We start from the raw sequence: 19,132 nt of genomic DNA, 5'->3' as shown, positions 1-19,132 counted from the left end.
GGTTAGGCTTACGGATCTGGAGACTGTTCCGTGACCGGCGGTGTGCCCTTCCGCCCAATATTGCGCCGGATCATGCCGAAATCGGCGCCGCCGGTGGCAAAGGCCATGACGAAGTAGAGAGCCGCTCCGCCGGCCACGAGCGCCAGCAGCGTCGTTGCCTTGATCACCAGTGGCGAGCCGGGGCCGAGCCTGACGGCCAGCCAGTGCTCGGCGAAATAGAGCGCCACCGCCATCACCGCAGCCGACAGCACCAGGCGCGGAATGCGCTTCAGCAATGGCACGTCGCGGCCCCAATGGCCACGTCGGATCAGCACCGCAAGCAGCATCACCGCGTTGACCCAGCCGGCGACGGCCGAGGCCACCGCAATGCCGGGCGCGCCCATTTTCGGGAACAGCGTCAGCGCGGTGATCACGTTCACGCCGACCGAGATGGCGGCGAACATCATCGGCGTGCGCGTATCCTCGCGGGCGAAATAGCCGGGAGTGAAGGCCTTGATCAGCACGAAGGCCGGCAGGCCGAGGCCGAAAATCGCCAGGATCGCGGCCACGGTCGGCGTCGAGCCGTTGGCGGCGAAGGCGCCGCGCTCATAGACCAGCCGCACGATCGGCTCCGCCATTACCCAAAGGGCCGCCGCCGCCGGCAAGGTCATGAACAGGGTGAACTCGACCGAGCGGTTCTGCAGATTGGCTGCCTCGACCAGATTGCCCGATTTCAGCGCCCGCGACAGCTCCGGCAACAGCACGATGGCCACCGCGACGCCGACGACGCCGAGCGGCAGCTGGTAGATGCGGTCGGCGTAAGCAAGCGACGACACGGCGCTGTCCTGCGCCGACGCGATCGCCGTGCCGATCAGCTGGTTGATCTGGGTGATGCCGCCGGTGATCGCCGCCGGCAGCGCCAGGATCAGCAGGCGCTTGACGTTGGGCGTCATCTTCGGCCGGCGAAAACCGATGGCGATGCCGGCATTGCGCACAGCCACCCAGACAATGGCGAGCTGTACCAGCCCCGCCGCCAGCACGCCCCAGGACAGGCTGAAACCAACCTCACGGGCATCCATGCCGTGGTACCAGGCGTAGCCGAGCACGCTAATCAGGATGATGTTGAGGAATGCGGGCGCCACGGCAGCCGCGAAATAGCGGCGCAGCGAATTCAGCATGCCGGCCATCATGGCTGCGAGCGACATGCAGATGAGATACGGGAACATGATCGTCGCCAGCAGGACGGTCGTCTCGAATTTGCCCGGCGTGTCGGCAAAGCCCGGCGCCACGAGATAGCGCACGATCAGCGGCATCGCCAATTCCATGACGATGGTCAGCGCCAGAAGTGCGGTGAACAGGACGCCGAACACTTCCTCCGAAAAGCGCTTGGCGCCGTCGGTGCCGTGGGTCTCGATCTCCTTGGCAAACAGCGGCACGAAAGCGGCGTTGAAGGCGCCTTCGGCAAACAGCCGGCGAAACGTGTTGGGAAACTGAAAGGCGGCGTTGAAGGCGTCCGCCACCGGCCCGGTGCCGAGTGCGGCCGCCATCAGCATTTCGCGGCCAAAGCCAAGGGCGCGGCTCATCAGCGTGCCGGACGCAACCGTGGCGAATTTCTTGACGAGGCTCATGCGCGGGGAGATTGCCTGGATGATTGGGACAAAGGGGATGATTGGGACAAAGTGATGGTCACTCGGCCGCCGCCTTGGCCTTGCCGCCGCGCTCTGGGACAACGCCTTCAAGCGCCGCGATCAGCCTGGCGTGGATGGTGGCGGTGCGTGCCGGGTTGTCGATCTTCTGCCCCGTAAGGTCGGTGACATAGAAAGTGTCGATCACCTTCTCGCCGAAGGTGGTGATGTGAGCCGAGGCGATGTCGAGCGAGAGATCGGACAACGCACTGGTGATTTCCGACAACAGCCCAGGCCGGTCCAGTCCCTCGACCTCGATCACCGAAAACCGGTTCGACAGCGTGTTGCGGATTTCGGCGCGCGGCGGAATCTTGAACACCTTGGCGCCGCGCCGCGGCCGGGTGCGCTTCTCGATCATCTCCGGCAGCCAGCTCTTGCCCGACAGCACGTCCTCGATCAGCCGGCCGACGCGCTCGGCGCGACGGCGCTCATCCTCATCGCGGTCGAATTCCCGTGAGATCAGGATGATGTCCAGCGCGCGGCCGTCGGACGTGGTGAAGATCTGCGCGTCGACGATGTTGCCGCCGGCGCCGGCACAGGCGCCGGCAATAACCGAAAGCAGGCGCGGATGGTCCTGCGCCAGCACGGTGATCTCGGTCACCGCCTCGAATTGGTGGGTCCTGACCACGGTGGCGAGCTTCTTGCCTGCCGCGTCGGCTTCGCGAATGAATTCGGCATGGCGCAGCTGATCGGGGAGGTCGACCGTCAGCAGATAGTTCTCGTAATGCAGGCCGACATAGCGCTTGCGGGCCTTGTCCGGCCAATCGGCCAGCGCCTCGGCCAGCCGCTCGCGCGCCGCCGCCGTCCGCTTGGCGCGCGACACTTCCGAGAAGCCGCCGGTCAAAAGCAGTTCGGTCTCGTAGTAGAGCGTGCGCAGGAGCTGGCCCTTCCAGCCGTTCCACACGCCCGGCCCGACACCCCTGATGTCGCAGACGGTCAGGATCAACAGCATTTTTAGCCGCTCAACCGATTGCACGATCGAGGCGAAATCCTCGATCGTCTTGCGGTCGTTGAGGTCGCGCGTCTGCGCCGTCATCGACATCACCAGATGGTTCTCGACCAGCCAGGCGACTGTCTCGGTGTCGGCCGCCGACAGCCCCATATGCGGGCAGATGCGGCGCGCGATCCGGGCGCCGGCCTCTGAGTGATCCTCCGGCCGGCCCTTGGCGATGTCGTGCAGCAGCACCGCGACATAGAGCGCCTCGCGGCTCTTCTCTAGCCCCGGCATCAGCGTGTGCGAGAGCGGATGCACCTTTTCGCCGTCGCCGCGCTCGATCTCGGCCAAGACGCCGATGCAGCGGATCAGGTGCTCGTCCACCGTATAGTGGTGGTACATCGAGAACTGCATCATGGCGACTATTCTGCCGAAATCGGGGATCAGCCTGCCGAGCAGGCCGGCCTCGTTCATGCGCCGCAAATTAAGCTCGGCATTGCGGTCCGAGGTCAGGATGTCGAGGAACAGCCGGTTGGCCTCCTCGTCGCGCCGCAGCGACTTGTTGACCAGACCGAGCGAGCGGGTGAGCAGCTTCAGCGCATCGGGATGGAACTCCAGCCCGTGCTTGTCGGCGAACCAGAACAGCCTGAGCAGATTGACCGGGTCGCGCTCGAACACGCTGTCGTCGGCGACGTTGATGCGGTGATTGTCGACAATGAAGTCCGACGTGCCTGCCAGCTTGCGCTTGCGGCGCTGGAAGGTGAGGAAGATGCGGTTGAAGCCGGGCACATGCTTGGCCTGCTCTTCCTCGAGCGCGGCGCAGAAGATGCGGGTGAGGTCGCCGACATCCTTGGCGACGAGGAAGTAATGCTTCATGAAGCGCTCGACCGCCGACAGACCGGGATGGGTGGTGTAGCCCAGCCGTTCGGCGATCTCGCGCTGGATATCGAAATGCAGCCGTTCCTCTGGCTTGCCGGTGAGGAAATGCATGTGGCAGCGCACCGCCCACAGGAAGTCTTCGGCCTTCTGGAATTCGCGGTACTCGGCCTCGGTGAAGACACCTTTCTCGACCAATTCCTCGCCGGTGCGCACGCGATAGAAGTATTTGGCGATCCAGAACAGCGTCTGCAAATCGCGCAGGCCGCCCTTGCCGTCCTTGACGTTGGGCTCGACCAGATAGCGGCTTTCGCCGGCCTTGGCATGGCGATCGTCGCGTTCGGCGAGCTTGGCCTGCACATATTCCGGTCCGGTGGTGCGCACCACTTCATGGTCGAAGCGAGCGAGCAATTCGTCGAAGAGCTTCTGTTCGCCCCACAGGAACCGCGCTTCCAGGATCGTGGTGCGGATGGTGATATCGCTGCGCGACAGCCTGAGACACTCGTCGATGTTGCGGGTGGCGTGGCCAACCTTCAACCCGAGGTCCCACAGCATATAGAGCATATATTCGACGATCTGTTCGCCCCACGGCGTCTGCTTGTAGGGCAGCAGGAACAACAGGTCGATGTCGGAGCCCGGCGCCAGCGTGCCGCGGCCATAGCCGCCGACGGCGACGACCGCCATGCGCTCTGCGGTCGAGGGGCTTTTCACCCGGTAGACGTGGGTCGCGGCGAACTCGTAGAGGGCGCGGATGATCTCGTCCATCAGATGCGACAGCCGGGCGGCGCAGGCCGTGCCGCTGCCATCGTCCATCAGCATGCGCTCGGCAACCTTGCGGCCCTCGGTCGGCCGATCCTTCAGCAGCCGGAGCGCACCGACGCGCGCGCCGGGCTCGATGCCGCTGGCCGCCGAGATCAGCGCCGTCATGTCGCGGCGCAAAGCCTCGCTGTCGATCAGCGCGTCGAGCTTGAGGGAGATTTTTGCCATGGATTGCCGGTGGGCCTCGCCTTTGCGCGGCGTCTATAGCGCGTTTTCACGGCGCTGTGTATGGGGCGGACGGACGCGTCGGCCGCGATACCAGAAAGGGATGATCATCTCGCGCCGGAGCCGGAAGAGATCGGCGATCTGCCGCGTCAACCGCCTGGTCTCGATCCTTACCTTGGCGGTGATTGGCCTGGGGCGCCGTTTACCTATCCCGCTTGCCACCCATTCCTCTGTTCGCTCCTGCTTGAGCAGGCTTGGCAATCTCACCGGACTGTCGCCGAGGAATTGTGCCTGCAGGCACAATGCTGGGACGAGTTGGTAAATGACCTTGTCGGACGAGGTAGCAAAACGCGGATTGAAGATGAGGTGATCGACGGGAATGCTGATCTCCTTCGTTGCCGCAAGAAGGTCCCGCGCGGCCTGTCTGGACAGGATGTATCCCGCCGTACCGATATGGAGCCCGTGCAGTCTGCTCGCAGAAAAACCGTGGCCGCAGGCAACTTGCTTGCGTGAAATTACGGTCCGGTTGAAGAACGTTTCCAACTTGACGATGTCCGCATCGGCGGGAATCCAGCCCGCATCGGCAAGCAAAGCGCCGGCTTTGTCCGGGAAAACGACATCGTCCTCGAAAATCGCCGCGTAAGCATCCTCACCTGTCGCGATCATCGACCAACACTGTTGGTGGCTGAGCAGGCAGGCAATCTCGGCGTCGGCCAGGCGCAAATGCTTCTTGCCCTGCGGCATTTCGGCCAGATCCGGCCGATCTCGCGCATCGATGGCGGCGACCCGCTCGAAGGCGATGCCGATGCGCGCGAACTCCGCCGTTAGATGGGCGAGGCGATCGCGGGACCGATCGAGATTGATAATCAGGCATTTCATTTGGGTGGGATCGATGCAGTGGGACGCGCGTCCATAGCATGGGAACAAAGTTGCGTAAGCGATTTTCCCTCGATGTGCGCGATGACGGCCACGATCGAAAAGTGGAAATCGCCCCTTGACCTTCCAGTTACTGGAAGCACTACCTCCTCACCCAGACAGATATAAGGCACTTTTCGATGGCGCATTCCGAGCATCACCACCACGCGCACGCGGCCGATGGCAACTGCTGTACGGCAAAGGCTGCTGAGCCGGCCGCCGAAGCAGTGGTGCGCGATCCGGTCTGCGGCATGAGCGTCGATCCGGCAGCCGGTAAGCCGACGGCCGAGCATGGCGGCCGTCTCTTTCACTTCTGCAGCGAGGGTTGCCGTACGAAATTCGTCGCCGGGCCCGAAAAATACCTGACCGCCACCGACCCCGTCTGTGGCATGAGTGTCGACCGCGCTACCGCCAGGCATTTTTTCCGCCACGAAGGCCAGGGTTTCTATTTCTGCTCGGCCGGCTGCCGGGCGAAGTTCGAGGCCGAGCCGCAAAACTATCTCGGTGACAGGCCGACGCCGTCGCCAGTGCGGAAAGGCACGCAATACACCTGCCCGATGCATCCCGAAGTGATAAGAGACAAGCCCGGCTCCTGCCCGATCTGCGGCATGGCGCTTGAGCCGATGGGCGTTCCCACTGGCGATGAGGGCCCGAACCCCGAACTGGTAGACTTCACCAGACGGTTCTGGGTCAGCGCGGTGCTGTCCCTGCCGCTGCTGATCGTTGCCATGGCGCCGATGCTCGGCCTGACGTTCCAGGCGTTTGTCGACGGGCGAACGATGGTCTGGCTGGAATTGGCGCTGGCCAGCCCCGTCGTGCTGTGGGCGGCCTTCCCGTTCTTCCACCGAGGCTGGGAGTCGCTGGTCAACCGCAGCCCCAATATGTGGACGCTGATTTCGCTCGGTGTCGGCGCTGCCTATCTCTACAGCGTGGCGGCCACTCTGTTCCCGGACATTTTTCCACACCAGTTCCGCGGTCATGGCGGCACAGTGCCGGTCTATTTCGAGGCAGCCGCCGTCATCGTCGCGCTGGTATTCCTCGGTCAGGTGCTCGAATTGCGGGCGCGCGAAAAGACCGGCTCGGCCATCCGTGCGCTGCTCGACCTGGCGCCGAAGACGGCACGGCTGATCGGGGAGGACGGCTCCGACACCGACGTGCCGCTCGTTGCGGTCAAGACCGGCGACCACCTGCGCCTCCGTCCGGGCGACGCCGTGCCGGTCGACGGCACTGTAACGGAAGGCCGTTCCTCCATCGACGAATCGATGATCTCGGGCGAGCCGCTGCCGGTCGAAAAAACGAAAGGCGATGCCTTGACCGGCGGCACGCTCAACAAGAACGGTTCGCTGATCATGCGCGCCGAAAAGGTCGGCTCCGAAACGACGCTTTCGCGCATCGTCGAGCTGGTCGCAAAGGCGCAGCGTTCGCGCGCGCCGATTCAAGGTTTAGCCGATCGCGTCTCCTTCTACTTCGTGCCGGCCGTCGTGCTGGTCGCGCTCGCGGCCTTTGCCGCCTGGGCGATCTTCGGTCCCGAACCCAGCTTGATCTTTGCCATCGTCTCGGCGGTCTCGGTGCTGATCATCGCCTGCCCTTGCGCGCTCGGCCTGGCGACGCCGATGTCGATCATGACCGCCACCGGGCGCGGGGCGCACGCGGGCGTGCTGATCAAGGACGCGGCCGCGCTCGAGCGCTTCGCTTCGGTCGACACGTTGATCGTCGACAAGACCGGCACCTTGACCGAAGGCAAGCCTCGCTTGACCGATGTCGTCGCTGCCGACGGCCTGTCCGAGAATGAGTTGCTGGCGCTCGCCGCCGGGCTGGAAAAAGGCTCGGAGCATCCGCTGGCCGAGGCCATTGTCGGCGGCGCCGGCGAACGCGGGCTGACGCTCATCGAGGCCAGCGGCTTCGACGCCGTCACCGGCAAGGGCGTATCCGGCACGGTGTCTGGCAGGAAGGTTTCTCTCGGCAACGCCGCCATGATGGCCGACGTGGGCATGGACACCGCTTCCCTTTCGGCGAAAGCTGAGGCGCTGCAGGCCGAGGGCAAGACGGCGATGTTCGTTGCGGTGGACAAAAGACTGGCCGGCATTGTCGCGGTCGCCGATCCGGTCAAGGCAACGACAGCCGAGGCGATCAGGGCGCTGCACGACAGAGGGTTGCGGATCATCATGGCGACCGGCGACAATGAGCGCACGGCGCGCGCCATCGCCAAAAGCCTTGGTATCGACGAGGTGCGCGCCGGCCTGCTGCCGGAACAAAAGGCAGCCCTTGTCGAGGAGTTGCGTGCGAAAGGTGCCGGCGTCGCCATGGCCGGCGACGGCGTCAACGATGCGCCGGCCCTGGCCAGCGCCGATGTCGGCATCGCCATGGGCACCGGCGCCGATGTCGCTGTCGAGAGCGCCGGCATTACGCTGGTCAAGGGCGATCTCAACGGCATCGTCAGGGCGCGAACGCTCGCCCAGGGGACGATCCGCAACATCCGCCAGAATCTGTTTTTCGCCTTCCTCTACAATGTGCTTGGCGTGCCGGTTGCTGCCGGCGTGCTCTATCCGCTCACCGGCACGCTTTTGTCGCCGATGCTGGCGGCGGCGGCCATGAGCCTGTCTTCGGTTTCGGTCGTCGCCAACGCATTGCGGCTGCGGACGTTGAAACTCTGAGCAAAGCCCCCAGATACGAATTTCAATCAACAGGAGATCACGGATGACCTTGGCTAAGAAAATCGTGCTTTTGATGATGGCGGCGGGAATGCTGCTTGCCGTTTTCCTCGAAAGCGTCCCGGCGCAATCCGAAGAGATGAAACACGACATGGGCGCTATGGGCGCGCAAGGTCCTTCGACCGACGGCTACAAGGCGGCGATGGACAAGATGCACACCGACATGATGATCGAATATTCCGGCAATGCCGATGTCGATTTCGTGCGCGGCATGATCCCGCATCATCGGGGCGCGATCGACATGGCCAAGGTGGAACTCGCCAATGGCAAGGATCCCGAAATCCGCAAGCTGGCCGAAGATGTCATCGCCGCGCAGGAAGCCGAGATCGCCAAGATGCAGGCCTGGCTCGCCGCCCATCCGGCGAAGTAAGGCAGCAACGGCCATGCCGGAGAGATCCATTCTGGATTTCTCTCCGTGGTTGTGATGCCATTCACATCGATTACACGGCGCCAGGAGCCCACATGCCATCGACGATAAGAGCCACCACGCTGCCTTCGGGCGAGGCCGTCCAGGTGCTGGGACAGGGCACATGGAAGATGGGCGAGGATTCCCGCCGCCGCGCCGGGGAGGTCAATGCCCTGAAGCTCGGGCTGGACCTCGGCATGACGTTGATCGACACCGCTGAAATGTATGCCAGCGGCGGCGCCGAGGAGGTGGTGGCGGAAGCCATTGCCGGGCGCCGCGACGAACTCTTTCTTGTCTCCAAGGTATTGCCGTCCAATGCCTCGCGCGCCGGCGTGGCGCGGGCCTGCGAAAACAGCTTGAAGCGCCTGCGCACCGACCGCATCGATCTCTATCTCCTGCATTGGCCGGGCAGTGTGCCTCTAGGCGAAACGGTCGACGCTTTCGAGGCGTTGAAGAAGGCCGGCAAGATCCGTCACTGGGGCGTCAGCAATTTCGACACCGACGAAATGGAGGAGCTGACCGGCCTGTCGTCTGGAGATCATGTCCAGACCAACCAGGTACTCTACAATCTGTCGCGGCGCGGCCCCGAATTCGATCTCGCACCGTGGAGCCGGCAGCGCGGCATCCCGCTGATGGCCTATTCGCCGGTCGAGCAGGGCGCGCTGGCGCGTAATCCCCGGCTGGAAACCGTTGCCGCCCGCCACAACGCAACGCCGGCACAGATCGCCTTGGCCTGGGTGATGGCGCAGCCCGGTGTCATCGCCATCCCGAAGGCGAGTAGCCAGGAGCATGTCCGCCAGAATTTTGCCGCGCTCGACATCGAGCTGACGGCCGAAGACCTCGTCGAACTCGACCGCGCCTTTCCACCGCCGACGCGCAAGCGCGGGCTGGAGATGATCTAGATTGGAACGGGTTTCGACCGGGTATCATCATACGGCGTATAGAGTCGGAGCCATGACGGTCACGTCGCTGCGCGACGGTTACGTCGACATGCCAATCAGGCGGCTGCGCCAGCCCGGAGACCGGACATTCGGTGACAACCTGCCCTCGCATGTACCGCTCGTCGACGGTGCGCTCAGGCTGTCGGTCAACGCCTTCGCCATCGATGACGGAGACGACATCACGCTGATCGACACAGGGGCTTCGAACGCCTGGCACCCGACAATGGGGCACCTGCCCGAGGCGCTGCGCGAGGCGAAGATCGCCACCGACCGGATTCGGACTGTTGCTTTCACCCACACCCATCTCGACCATATACACGGGCTCATCCTTGCCGATGGTGGCGACGGCTTCCCGCAGCTCTCTCGCCTGCTTGTCCCGCGCGCTGAGCTCGGCATGTTTCGCGACGTGGCGAGGCTGGAACGCTTCCACGATCGCGCCCAGCCTCTCGATGCTGGACAGCGCGTCAGCGCTGACATCGATACGATCGGCTCCGCTGGCCATGAAGCCGGCCACACTTGCTTTCGCGTTGTGAGCGCAGGCGAAACACTGTTGATCTGGGGCGACATCGTACATGTGCCGTCGCTTCAATTCGATCGACCCGAGATCACGTGGGAATTCGACGCAGACCAGCAGCAGGCGAGGGCAAGCCGGTTGCAAATGCTGGCGCTTGCGGCCAACAACGACTGCTACGTCGCCGGCGCGCATCTTGATTCGCCCGGCGTCGGCCGGGTTTTTCGAACCGAGACGGCTTTCCGCTTCGAGCCCTTGTAGCACTCTAGCCGAGCGCCGCCCGCGCCCGTCGCAACGCGCGCGAAAACACTGCGGTGTCGTCGAAGGCGCGTGCCAGCGTGAGCGCGCCCTGGATGGCGCCGACCGCTTCTTCGGCGAGTTCGTCCGCCCTGTCAGCGCTGTGCCCGCTTCGGGTCAGCGCTTCGGCAAGATGCGCCACCCAGCGGCCGAAATAGCTTTTGATCGCAATGGCGAAGAGGTCGCGGGATTCGTCCAGCGCGAAGGCGCCGATGAGGCACACCCGGCGTCCCGAGCGGAAATAGCTGTCGGCCGCTTCGAACATCCGATCGATGCCCGTGCGAGGGTAGGCCCTGTCCTGCAACGGCACGAAGACATTCTCCTCGAACCAGCCATCTATATGGGCAATGACAGCCGCCGCCATCTCTTCCTTGCCGCCGGGGAAGAAGTGGTAAAGGCTGCCTTTGCCTAGGCCGGTCGCCGCACCGATCCGCGCCAGGCTCGCCCCTTCATAGCCGTGTTCGCGGAAAACCTCGCCGATGATGGAGAGCAAATCGGCGCGATCGGGCGCGATCCTGCGCATGCGCTAGTTTTTCCGCTTGAGCATGATCTTTGCCGAAAACCGCGACACAGTTCTAGGGATCACACTCTAAAGTCCGAGTTCGGTCAGGCCGGGATGGTCGTCAGGCCGGCGGCCGAGCGGCCAGTGATATTTGCGCTCACCCTCAGCGATCGGCAGGTCGTTGATGCTGGCGACGCGCCTACGCATCAGTCCATCCGCGTCAAATTCCCAATTCTCATTGCCGTAGGAGCGGAACCAGTGGCCACTGTTGTCGCGCCATTCATAGGCAAAGCGCACCGCGATGCGGTTGTCGTTCCAGGTCCAGACCTCCTTGATCAGCCGGTAGTCCAGCTCGCGCGCCCATTTGCGCGTGAGGAAGGAGACGATCTCATTTCTGCCCGAGACGAACTCGGCGCGGTTGCGCCAGGTGCTGTCTTGCGTATAGGCGAGCGAAACCCGTTCGGGATCGCGGCTGTTCCAGGCGTCTTCGGCCATGCGCGCCTTCTGCGCGGCGGTCTCGGCGGTGAAGGGCGGCAGCGGCGGACGGCTCATGTCACTCTCCCATCGGCAAAGGCGATGGCGAGCATTGTACCAAACGGTACAATTGGTCAAGGCTGAAATCGGACTAGGTTTTCCCCGCCAGCCCCTTCAGCCGGTAGAGCGCTTCCAGCGCCTCGCGCGGCGTCATCTCGTCTGGATTGATCTCACCCAGCGCTGCGCCCAATGCGTCGCTCTTCGCAGGCTTTGCCGCTTCCCGCTTCATTGCCACCGAAAACAGCGGCAGATCGTCGACCAGCCGGTTGGCCTTGCCGGAGACATCGCCTTCCTCGAGCTGATGCAGCACCTCTTTGGCCCGGCCGACCACCGCTTCCGGCAGACCGGCAAGGCGAGCGACCTGAACGCCATAGGAGCGATCGGCGGCACCCTTGCCGACCTCGTGCAGGAAGACCACGTCGCCTTCCCACTCCTTAACCCGCATCGTGACATTGTGCAGTCGCGGCAGCTTGCCGGAGAGTGCCGTCATTTCGTGGAAATGAGTGGCGAAGATCGCCCGGCAGCGGTTCTTCTCGTGCAGATACTCGACTGCCGCCCAGGCGATCGACAGGCCATCGAACGTGGCGGTGCCGCGACCGATCTCGTCCAGGATCACCAGCGCCCGTTCGCCGGCCTGGTTGAGGATCGCCGCCGTCTCTACCATCTCGACCATGAAGGTCGAACGGCCGCGCGCCAGATCGTCCGAGGCGCCGACCCGCGAGAACAGCCGGTCGACAACGCCGATATGGGCCGACGTCGCCGGCACGAAGGAACCGGTTTGGGCGAGGATGGCGATCAGTGCGTTTTGCCGCAGGAAGGTCGACTTACCGCCCATATTCGGACCGGTGAGCAGCCAGATCGCGCCGGCCTTGGCCCCGTCTTGCGGCGACAGATCGCAATCATTGGCGACGAACGGCCCTTCGCCCGAGCGCCGCAGCGCCTGTTCCACCACCGGATGGCGTCCGCCCGAGATATCGAAGGCGAGGCTGGAATCGACCAGCGGCCGACACCAGGCTTCACTCTCCGACAACAGCGCGAGCGCCGCCGACACGTCAAGTACGGCAAGCGCATCGGCGCCGGCGCGAATTTTTTGCGCCTCGGCGACCGCCTCTGTCGTCAGCGTGTCGAAAGCGGCAAGCTCGATGCTCAGCGCCCGGTCGGCGGCATTGGCGATTTTGGTCTCGAGTTCGGCAAGTTCGGTCGTGGTGAAACGCATGGCGTTGGCCATGGTCTGGCGGTGGATGAAGCGCGCCTTGGCGCCGTCGCTTCCGGTCATGATTGAATGGTGGTTGGCCGTCACCTCGATGTAATAGCCCAGCACATTGTTGTGCCGGATTTTCAGCGAGCGGATGCCGGTCTCCTCGATCAGCGAGCGCTCCAGTCCGGCGATCACCTTGCGCGATTCGTCGCGCAGCGCCCGCATTTCGTCGAGCTCGGCATGGTAGCCGCCGCGCACGAAGCCGCCGTCGCGCCTGAGCAGCGGCAGTTCCTCGCCAAGAGCCTGGGCCAGATGCTTGGCCAGCGCACGCGGCAGCGCCTTTATCGCGGCAAGTGCCGCTGTCAGCTCCGCGGGCAGGACGGCCGTTCCGAACAGTTCGGCAATGGTGGCCGCCGCTTCGAAGCCGGCACGCAGCGCGCCGAGATCGCGCGGGCCGCCGCGGTTGAGCGCCAGCCGCGACAGCGCCCGCGGCATGTCGGCGACGCTCTTCAGGCCTGACCGCACCGCCTGGCAAAGCTGCGTCTCCGCACGGAAGAACGACACAGAATCGAGCCTGGCGCCGATCGCCGCCGGGTCAGTCAGCGGCGCCATCAGCCGGTCGGCGAGCAGCCTGGCGCCGCCGCCGGTGACCGTGCGGTCTATAGCCTTGAACAGCGAGCCGTCGCGGCTGCCCGACAGCGTGCGCAACAGTTCCAGATTGCCGCGTGTCGCAGGATCGATGAACAGCGTCGAGCCCTGCTCCTCGCGTTCGGGACGCGACAAAGGCGGCCGCTCGGCCTTCTGCGTCTTTTCGACATAGGCGATGGCGCCCGAGATCGCCGACAATTCGGCGCGCGAGAAGGCGCCGAAACTGTCCGGCGTCGCCACTTCGAAGAAACGCGCGATCCGCCCCGCTGCCGAAGCCGAATCGAAAAGCGACGGCGGCTGCGGGCTGGCAACGCGGCCAATGACGTCGAACACCGGCTTCAGCTCGGGATCGTAAAACACCGGCTCGGCGACGATCAGCTCGCGCGGGTCGACGCGGAAGACATCGGCCAGCAGGCGGTCGGCCGTGGTTTCGGCGACGCGGAAGACGCCGGTCGAGATCTCGATCCAGGCCATGGCGAAGGCGTCACCGCTGTTGCCGCCCTTCACCCGCCCTAGCGCCATCAGGAAGCTCGATTCCGACGGCGCCAGCAATTTATCCTCGGTGATGGTGCCTGGCGTCACCAGGCGCACCACGTCACGGCGTACGACCGATTTGCCGCCGCGCTTCCTGGCTTCCGCCGGGTCCTCGATCTGCTCGCAGACGGCAACGCGAAAACCCTGGCCGATCAGCTTTTGCAGATAGTCGTCGGCCGCATGCACCGGCACGCCGCACATCGGAATGTCGTTACCCTGGTGCTTGCCGCGCTTGGTCAGGACGATGCCCAGCGCCTTGCTCGCCTTCTCGGCGTCGTCGAAGAACAGCTCGTAGAAATCGCCCATGCGGTAGAACAGCAGAGAATCCGGGTTCGCCGCCTTGATCTCGATATATTGCTCCATCATCGGCGTGACGCTGCCGACGGGCGCAGGCGGTGTCACCTCGGGGGCGTCGGTTTCTGCTGAAGTGTGCATGTTCATCCCCGCACGCTAGCAGATGTGGGTGCGGGGTTTAATGCCGGCGGCCCGAAAAGCAGGGGACGACCGGCCTCGACGGCGGCTTGTGCTCCCTCTACGCCGGGTGAAGCCGTTGGTTGCTTCGGGCGCCAACCAGACCCTATGATCGCCATGGCGGGGATAAGCGGCATGGATCAGGACAAACAGGAGGCGTTCGAAGAGCTGGTCGGTCCGGCTGGATCGGCGCTTGAGCGCCTGCTGCTGTTGGCGGCGCGGCGCGTCCACCGCACCAAAAGCAAGCTTAGGGGGACAGTGCGCAAGCGCGTCCCCTTCCTCCTGCCGACACGGGGACCGCTGTCCGATCTCGATAGCGGCATCGAGATGTCGCTGCATGTGCTCAGCCGCGACCCGCTGGTGCTCTATGTCCCGATTGGCGGAGCCCGTCCGCTCTATCCGCTGGCGGCCCTTGGCCGGCGCCTGGCGGGACGGCGCGTCACCTTCCTGACGATGCAGACCTGGACCATGGAGCGGCCGGCTGTCATCGCCCGGATGGGCCGCGATCTCGCCTGGTATGCCGGCCGGTTTCCGCTGCACGAAATCATCTTCCTGTGCAACACCGAGGAAGAGCGCCGTCTCGTCGCGGCTGCGGGCGGCAATGCCATCTTCTCCAACCACAATCTGATGGTGTCGGAGGATATATTCCGGCAGCTGCCGGACGTGCCGGTCGAATTCGACGCGGTCTACAATGGCCGCATCTCGCCGATCAAACGCCATCACCTGGCCTTCGACATAGAGCGGCTGGCCCACATCACCTATTCGATCGGCGAATTGCCGCCGGTTGCCGCCCGCGCCTTTGTTCGGCGACTGCAGGCGCGTTCGCCGCTCCACCAGATCGCCAATCCGCTCGTCGACGGCTGGCCGGGCAAGCTGACGGCGCAACAGGTCAACCACGTCTACAACCAGGCCGCCGTCGGGCTGTGCCTGTCGGCCGTGGAAGGAGCGATGTACTCCTCGATGGAATATCTGATGGCCGGCCTGCCGATCGTCAGTACGCCGAGCCTTGGCGGTCGCGACGTCTATTTCGATCCGGATTATTGCATCGTCGCCGATCCGGAACCGGCTGCCATTCGCCGCGCCGTCGAGACGCTGCGAGATCGTGCCATACCGCGTCAGCAGATCCGCCGCCGCACGCTGGAGAAGGTTCACGCCCAGCGCATCGAACTCATGGCGTTCCTGACTGCATTGCTGCGGCGCAAGGGAAGCCGTGCGCCACCCATCGAGACGTGGCCTTTCCCCGGCACAGACGGCTTGATGCGGCGGGGAACGGTGCGCGAAATCGCTGCCTTCGTCAGCGAGCCAGAGCCGACGTGACGCCGTTCGACTTCGGGAGATTCGCTGCGGGCGTGAAGATCGCTTGGCGATTTACAGCGGTGGCGTGTAGCCTTGATCCAGAAGTTTCAAAAACACGCACCCGTCTCAAGGGGGCGACACCGGCGAGGAAATCAAAAGCATCATGGCCAAGAAAACCGAAAATAGCGGCCCCTCCGTCAGCGCCGAGGAGGCGCTGGAATTCCACGCCATGGGCCGCCCCGGCAAGCTGGAGATCGTCGCCACCAAGCCGATGGCGACGCAGCGCGATCTGAGCCTCGCCTATTCGCCGGGTGTCGCGGTTCCTGTGCTGGCCATTGCCGAAGACCCCAGCCGCGCTTTCGACTACACGACGCGCGGCAACATGGTCGCCGTCATCTCCAACGGCACCGCCATTCTCGGCCTCGGCAATCTCGGCGCGTTGGCCTCCAAGCCGGTGATGGAAGGCAAGGCGGTGTTGTTCAAGCGCTTCGCCGATGTCGATTCCATCGACCTCGAGGTCGACACCGAGGATGCCGACGAATTCATCAACTGCGTGCGCTTTCTCGGCCCGTCCTTCGGCGGCATCAACCTGGAAGACATCAAGGCGCCGGAATGCTTCATCATCGAGCAGCGCCTGCGTGAATTGATGGACATCCCGGTCTTCCACGACGACCAGCACGGCACCGCCATCATCTCGGCCGCCGGGCTGATCAACGCGCTGGAGATCACCGGCCGCGACATGAAGACCACGAAAATGGTCTGCAACGGCGCCGGCGCCGCCGGTATCGCCTGCATCGAACTGATGAAGGCGATGGGGTTTGCGCCCGAGAACATCATCCTGTGCGACACCAAGGGCGTCGTCTACCAGGGCCGCACCGAAGGCATGAACCAGTGGAAGTCGGCGCATGCGGTCAAGACCGACACGCGCAGCCTGGCCGAGGCGCTGGACGGCGCCGACGTCTTCCTCGGCCTGTCGGCCAAGGGCGCATTGACCACCAAGATGGTGCAGTCGATGGCCAAGAACCCGATCATCTTCGCCATGGCCAATCCCGACCCGGAGATCACGCCGGAGGAAGTGGCCGAAATCCGCACCGATGCCATCATGGCCACCGGGCGTTCCGACTACCCCAACCAGGTCAACAATGTGCTGGGCTTCCCCTACATCTTCCGCGGTGCGCTGGATGTCAGGGCCACCACCATCAATGACGACATGAAGATCGCCGCAGCGAGAGCGCTGGCCGACCTGGCGCGCAAGGACGTGCCCGACGATGTCGCCGCCGCCTATCAGGGCAACCGGCCGAAATTCGGCCCCAACTACATCATCCCGGTGCCGTTCGATCCGCGCCTGATCTCGGCCATCCCGCTCGCTGTGGCCAAGGCGGCGATGGAGTCAGGCGTCGCCCGCAAGCCTATCCTCGACCTCGACCGCTACGCGCAGGAGCTGTCGGCCCGCCGCGACCCGATCGCCTCGACCTTGCAGCGCATCTACGATCGCGTCCGCCGCCAGCCCAAGCGCATCGTCTTTGCCGAGGGCGAGGAAGAACAGGTGATGCGCGCCGCCGTATCCTATGTGAACCAGAAGCTCGGCACCGCGATCCTGCTTGGCCGCGACGACGTCATCAAGGAAAACGCCAGGCACGCCGGCATCGACCTGAACAAGCAAGGCATCGAGATCATCAATGCCAGGCTTTCGCGCCGCAACGCAATCTACACCGATTATCTCTACGAGCGCATGCAGCGCAAAGGCTTCCTGTTCCGCGACTGCCAGCGCCTGATCAACAACGACCGCAACCACTTCGCCGCCTGCATGGTGGCGCTGGGCGATGCCGACGGCATCGTCACCGGCGTGACCCGAAACTATTCGACGGCGCTCGATGACATCCGCCGCATCATCGACGCCAAGCCCGGCCACCGCGTCATCGGCGTCTCGATCGTGCTCGCCCGGGGCAAGACCGTGCTCGTCGCCGACACCGCCGTGCACGATATGCCCAATGCCGAGCAGATCGCCGATATCGCCGAGGAGGCGGCGGGCTTCGCCCGCCGCATGGGCTATGAGCCGAGGCTCGCCATGCTTGCCTATTCGACCTTCGGCCACCCGCAGGGCGAGCGCTCGGAACGCGTCCAGGAAGCGGTACGCATCCTCGACAAGCGCCGCGTCGATTTCGAGTATGATGGCGAGATGGCCGCCGACGTTGCGCTCAATGCCCGCGCCATGGCGCAGTATCCATTCATTCGCCTGACCGGCCCGGCCAATGTGCTGATCATGCCGGCGTTCCACTCGGCCTCGATCTCGACCAAGATGCTGCAGGAACTCGGCGGCTCCACCGTCATCGGCCCGCTGCTGGTCGGCTTGAACAAACCGGTCCAGATCGTCTCGCTCAACGCCAAGGATTCGGACATCGTCAACATGGCTGCGATCGCGGCCTATAGCGCGGGAGCCTGATTGGCGGCAAAATAGCCAACCCATAAGAGATTGATAATATTCGGCTGCTATAGGGAACGTTCTCGCCCCCTATGGCCTTATGGCATTGGCGGCGCGCTCAGACCGCCAAAACGGGGGTGCGGCCATGAAGCATGACACGGCATCTGTGGTCGGCCAGGGGGTCTATCACGACGAGCGCCTGGATGCGCTGCTCAGCATCACCGGCCGCATGGACGGTTATCTCTACCGTTGCCGCAACGATGCGTCCTACACCATGCTCTACATCAGCGACGGCATTTTCACCGTCAGCGGTTATCGGCCGAGCGACTTCATTCAAAATGCCGTGCGCGACTATGTCTCGGCCATCCACCCGGATGATCTCGCTGCCGTCTATGCCGCCGTCGATACCGCGCTCGAGGCGCGCTGCAACTGGAACGTCGACTACCGCATCGTGCCGCAGGTCGGCGAGCCGCTCTGGGTCCGCGAGATCGGCGGCGGCGTCTGGGACGAGGCCGGCGAACTGGAATTCCTGGAAGGTTTCGTCGTCGACATCAGCGACCGCAAGGTCGTCGAGGATCTCAACGCCGAGCTGCTGCTCGAACTCAAGGCCGCCAATGAGGAACTCTCCGTACAAAAGCGCGAGATCGAGCTGGCCAAGCAGCACAGCGACCACTCGGCCAACCACGATGCATTGACCGGCCTGCCCAACCGGCGCGCCTTTCACAACGAGCTGAGGTCGGTGATCGACCGCTGCGACAGCACCGGCCAGGCGGCCGGCCTGCTGTTCATCGACCTCGATAGGTTCAAGAAGGTCAACGACACGCTCGGCCACGAGGCCGGCGACGCGCTGCTGCATGAGGTGGCGGGTCAGCTTCGCACCGTCCTGCGCAGCGCTGATTTCGTGGCGCGGCTCGGTGGAGACGAGTTCGCATTCCTGTTTTCAGGAGAGGCTAGCCGGGCCCGACAGAAGGCCGTGGGCGTCGCCGAACGTATCCTGGAAAAGCTGCGGATCAAGGTGCCGACGCCGAATGGTGCCATCCATGTTGGTTGCACCGTTGGCGTCGCCATCTACCCGGCGGAAGCGTCCGATTCGGAGGCGCTGATAACGCTCGCCGACCGACTGATGTACATCGGCAAAAAGAGCGGCCGGAACCGGCTGGTCACCGCCGGGGCTTTGGAACCCGGGCCTACGTCCGACGACCTTCGCCGCACCGCCTGAGCGGAGCGCCGGACAGCCTGAACCGGCGGGGACCCCTCATCTGGCTCGGCGCTGCGCGCCGAAAGACGG

At 64.3% G+C, this 19,132-nt stretch carries 13 protein-coding genes; 7 read left to right on the top strand and 6 right to left on the bottom strand.

Features of this window, described 5'->3' with window-relative positions; all coding sequences use genetic code 11:
• Window positions 1–8 precede the first annotated feature (8 nt).
• From murJ to X727_RS149770, 3 genes are read right to left on the bottom strand one after another with little or no spacing between them, the layout of a single operon-like run.
• On the bottom strand, window positions 9–1,607 hold the full coding sequence (gene murJ / locus X727_RS149760; protein ID WP_023834369.1) for a murein biosynthesis integral membrane protein MurJ: 1,599 nt from the start codon (window positions 1,605–1,607) through the stop codon (window positions 9–11).
• 58 nt (window positions 1,608–1,665) lie between these two features.
• Entirely contained in the window at window positions 1,666–4,461 is a 2,796-nt protein-coding gene (locus tag X727_RS149765) for a [protein-PII] uridylyltransferase (protein ID WP_023834368.1), read from the bottom strand.
• Between the two features lie 33 nt (window positions 4,462–4,494).
• Window positions 4,495–5,337 carry a glycosyltransferase family 25 protein gene (locus X727_RS149770; protein ID WP_023834367.1) on the bottom strand — a complete coding sequence of 281 codons (843 nt, stop codon included), beginning with the start codon at window positions 5,335–5,337 and terminating at the stop codon, window positions 4,495–4,497.
• 176 nt (window positions 5,338–5,513) lie between these two features.
• Here X727_RS149770 and X727_RS149775 point away from each other — a divergent pair, with 176 nt between their 5' ends.
• The 4 genes from X727_RS149775 to X727_RS149790 all read left to right on the top strand — a co-directional run bounded on the left by X727_RS149775 (window position 5,514) and on the right by X727_RS149790 (window position 10,203).
• Window positions 5,514–8,027: a heavy metal translocating P-type ATPase gene (locus tag X727_RS149775; RefSeq protein WP_023834366.1), complete on the top strand. Its 2,514-nt coding sequence runs from the start codon at window positions 5,514–5,516 to the stop codon at window positions 8,025–8,027.
• A 43-nt stretch (window positions 8,028–8,070) separates the two neighbouring features.
• Entirely contained in the window at window positions 8,071–8,454 is a 384-nt protein-coding gene (locus X727_RS149780; RefSeq protein ID WP_023685134.1) for a DUF305 domain-containing protein, read from the top strand.
• A 92-nt stretch (window positions 8,455–8,546) separates the two neighbouring features.
• Complete coding sequence (locus X727_RS149785) at window positions 8,547–9,392, top strand: aldo/keto reductase (protein ID WP_023834365.1); 846 nt, start codon at window positions 8,547–8,549, stop codon at window positions 9,390–9,392.
• 52 nt (window positions 9,393–9,444) lie between these two features.
• Window positions 9,445–10,203, top strand: a complete 759-nt coding sequence (locus X727_RS149790; RefSeq protein WP_023698948.1) for an MBL fold metallo-hydrolase — start codon at window positions 9,445–9,447, stop codon at window positions 10,201–10,203.
• A gap of 4 nt (window positions 10,204–10,207) precedes the next feature.
• Here X727_RS149790 and X727_RS149795 read toward each other — a convergent pair whose 3' ends face one another.
• From X727_RS149795 to mutS, 3 genes are all read right to left on the bottom strand, one after another.
• On the bottom strand, window positions 10,208–10,762 hold the full coding sequence (locus X727_RS149795; protein ID WP_023834363.1) for a TetR/AcrR family transcriptional regulator: 555 nt from the start codon (window positions 10,760–10,762) through the stop codon (window positions 10,208–10,210).
• 66 nt (window positions 10,763–10,828) lie between these two features.
• The gene (locus tag X727_RS149800; RefSeq protein ID WP_023834362.1) at window positions 10,829–11,293 is read right to left on the bottom strand and encodes a nuclear transport factor 2 family protein; all 465 of its coding nucleotides are present in this window, start codon (window positions 11,291–11,293) and stop codon (window positions 10,829–10,831) included.
• 73 nt (window positions 11,294–11,366) lie between these two features.
• The gene (mutS, locus tag X727_RS149805) at window positions 11,367–14,096 is read right to left on the bottom strand and encodes a DNA mismatch repair protein MutS (RefSeq protein WP_023834361.1); all 2,730 of its coding nucleotides are present in this window, start codon (window positions 14,094–14,096) and stop codon (window positions 11,367–11,369) included.
• A gap of 165 nt (window positions 14,097–14,261) precedes the next feature.
• Between mutS and X727_RS149810 the strand changes: the two genes are divergently transcribed.
• The 3 genes from X727_RS149810 (at window position 14,262) to X727_RS149820 (ending at window position 19,063) form a co-directional block, all read left to right on the top strand.
• Window positions 14,262–15,443 carry a glycosyltransferase gene (locus X727_RS149810; protein ID WP_031204289.1) on the top strand — a complete coding sequence of 394 codons (1,182 nt, stop codon included), beginning with the start codon at window positions 14,262–14,264 and terminating at the stop codon, window positions 15,441–15,443.
• A 142-nt stretch (window positions 15,444–15,585) separates the two neighbouring features.
• Window positions 15,586–17,865, top strand: coding sequence for an NADP-dependent malic enzyme (locus X727_RS149815; RefSeq protein ID WP_023834359.1), 2,280 nt, complete (start codon window positions 15,586–15,588; stop codon window positions 17,863–17,865).
• A gap of 124 nt (window positions 17,866–17,989) precedes the next feature.
• Window positions 17,990–19,063 carry a sensor domain-containing diguanylate cyclase gene (locus X727_RS149820; RefSeq protein ID WP_023746643.1) on the top strand — a complete coding sequence of 358 codons (1,074 nt, stop codon included), beginning with the start codon at window positions 17,990–17,992 and terminating at the stop codon, window positions 19,061–19,063.
• Window positions 19,064–19,132 lie beyond the last annotated feature (69 nt).

Source organism: Mesorhizobium sp. L103C105A0 (genome assembly GCF_000502215.1).
Taxonomy (GTDB): Bacteria; Pseudomonadota; Alphaproteobacteria; order Rhizobiales; family Rhizobiaceae; genus Mesorhizobium.
This window is presented reverse-complemented; position numbering and strand designations above follow the sequence as displayed.

Coding starts and splice junctions, on each gene's coding strand:
- X727_RS149795 (WP_023834363.1), bottom strand. CDS start 10,762: ATGCGCAGGATCGCGCCCGATCGCGCCGATTTGCTCTCCATCATCGGC.
- X727_RS149785 (WP_023834365.1), top strand. CDS start 8,547: ATGCCATCGACGATAAGAGCCACCACGCTGCCTTCGGGCGAGGCCGTC.
- X727_RS149775 (WP_023834366.1), top strand. CDS start 5,514: ATGGCGCATTCCGAGCATCACCACCACGCGCACGCGGCCGATGGCAAC.
- mutS (WP_023834361.1), bottom strand. CDS start 14,096: ATGAACATGCACACTTCAGCAGAAACCGACGCCCCCGAGGTGACACCG.
- X727_RS149815 (WP_023834359.1), top strand. CDS start 15,586: ATGGCCAAGAAAACCGAAAATAGCGGCCCCTCCGTCAGCGCCGAGGAG.
- X727_RS149800 (WP_023834362.1), bottom strand. CDS start 11,293: ATGAGCCGTCCGCCGCTGCCGCCCTTCACCGCCGAGACCGCCGCGCAG.
- X727_RS149820 (WP_023746643.1), top strand. CDS start 17,990: ATGAAGCATGACACGGCATCTGTGGTCGGCCAGGGGGTCTATCACGAC.
- X727_RS149810 (WP_031204289.1), top strand. CDS start 14,262: ATGGATCAGGACAAACAGGAGGCGTTCGAAGAGCTGGTCGGTCCGGCT.
- X727_RS149780 (WP_023685134.1), top strand. CDS start 8,071: ATGACCTTGGCTAAGAAAATCGTGCTTTTGATGATGGCGGCGGGAATG.
- X727_RS149790 (WP_023698948.1), top strand. CDS start 9,445: ATGACGGTCACGTCGCTGCGCGACGGTTACGTCGACATGCCAATCAGG.
- X727_RS149765 (WP_023834368.1), bottom strand. CDS start 4,461: ATGGCAAAAATCTCCCTCAAGCTCGACGCGCTGATCGACAGCGAGGCT.
- X727_RS149770 (WP_023834367.1), bottom strand. CDS start 5,337: ATGAAATGCCTGATTATCAATCTCGATCGGTCCCGCGATCGCCTCGCC.
- murJ (WP_023834369.1), bottom strand. CDS start 1,607: ATGAGCCTCGTCAAGAAATTCGCCACGGTTGCGTCCGGCACGCTGATG.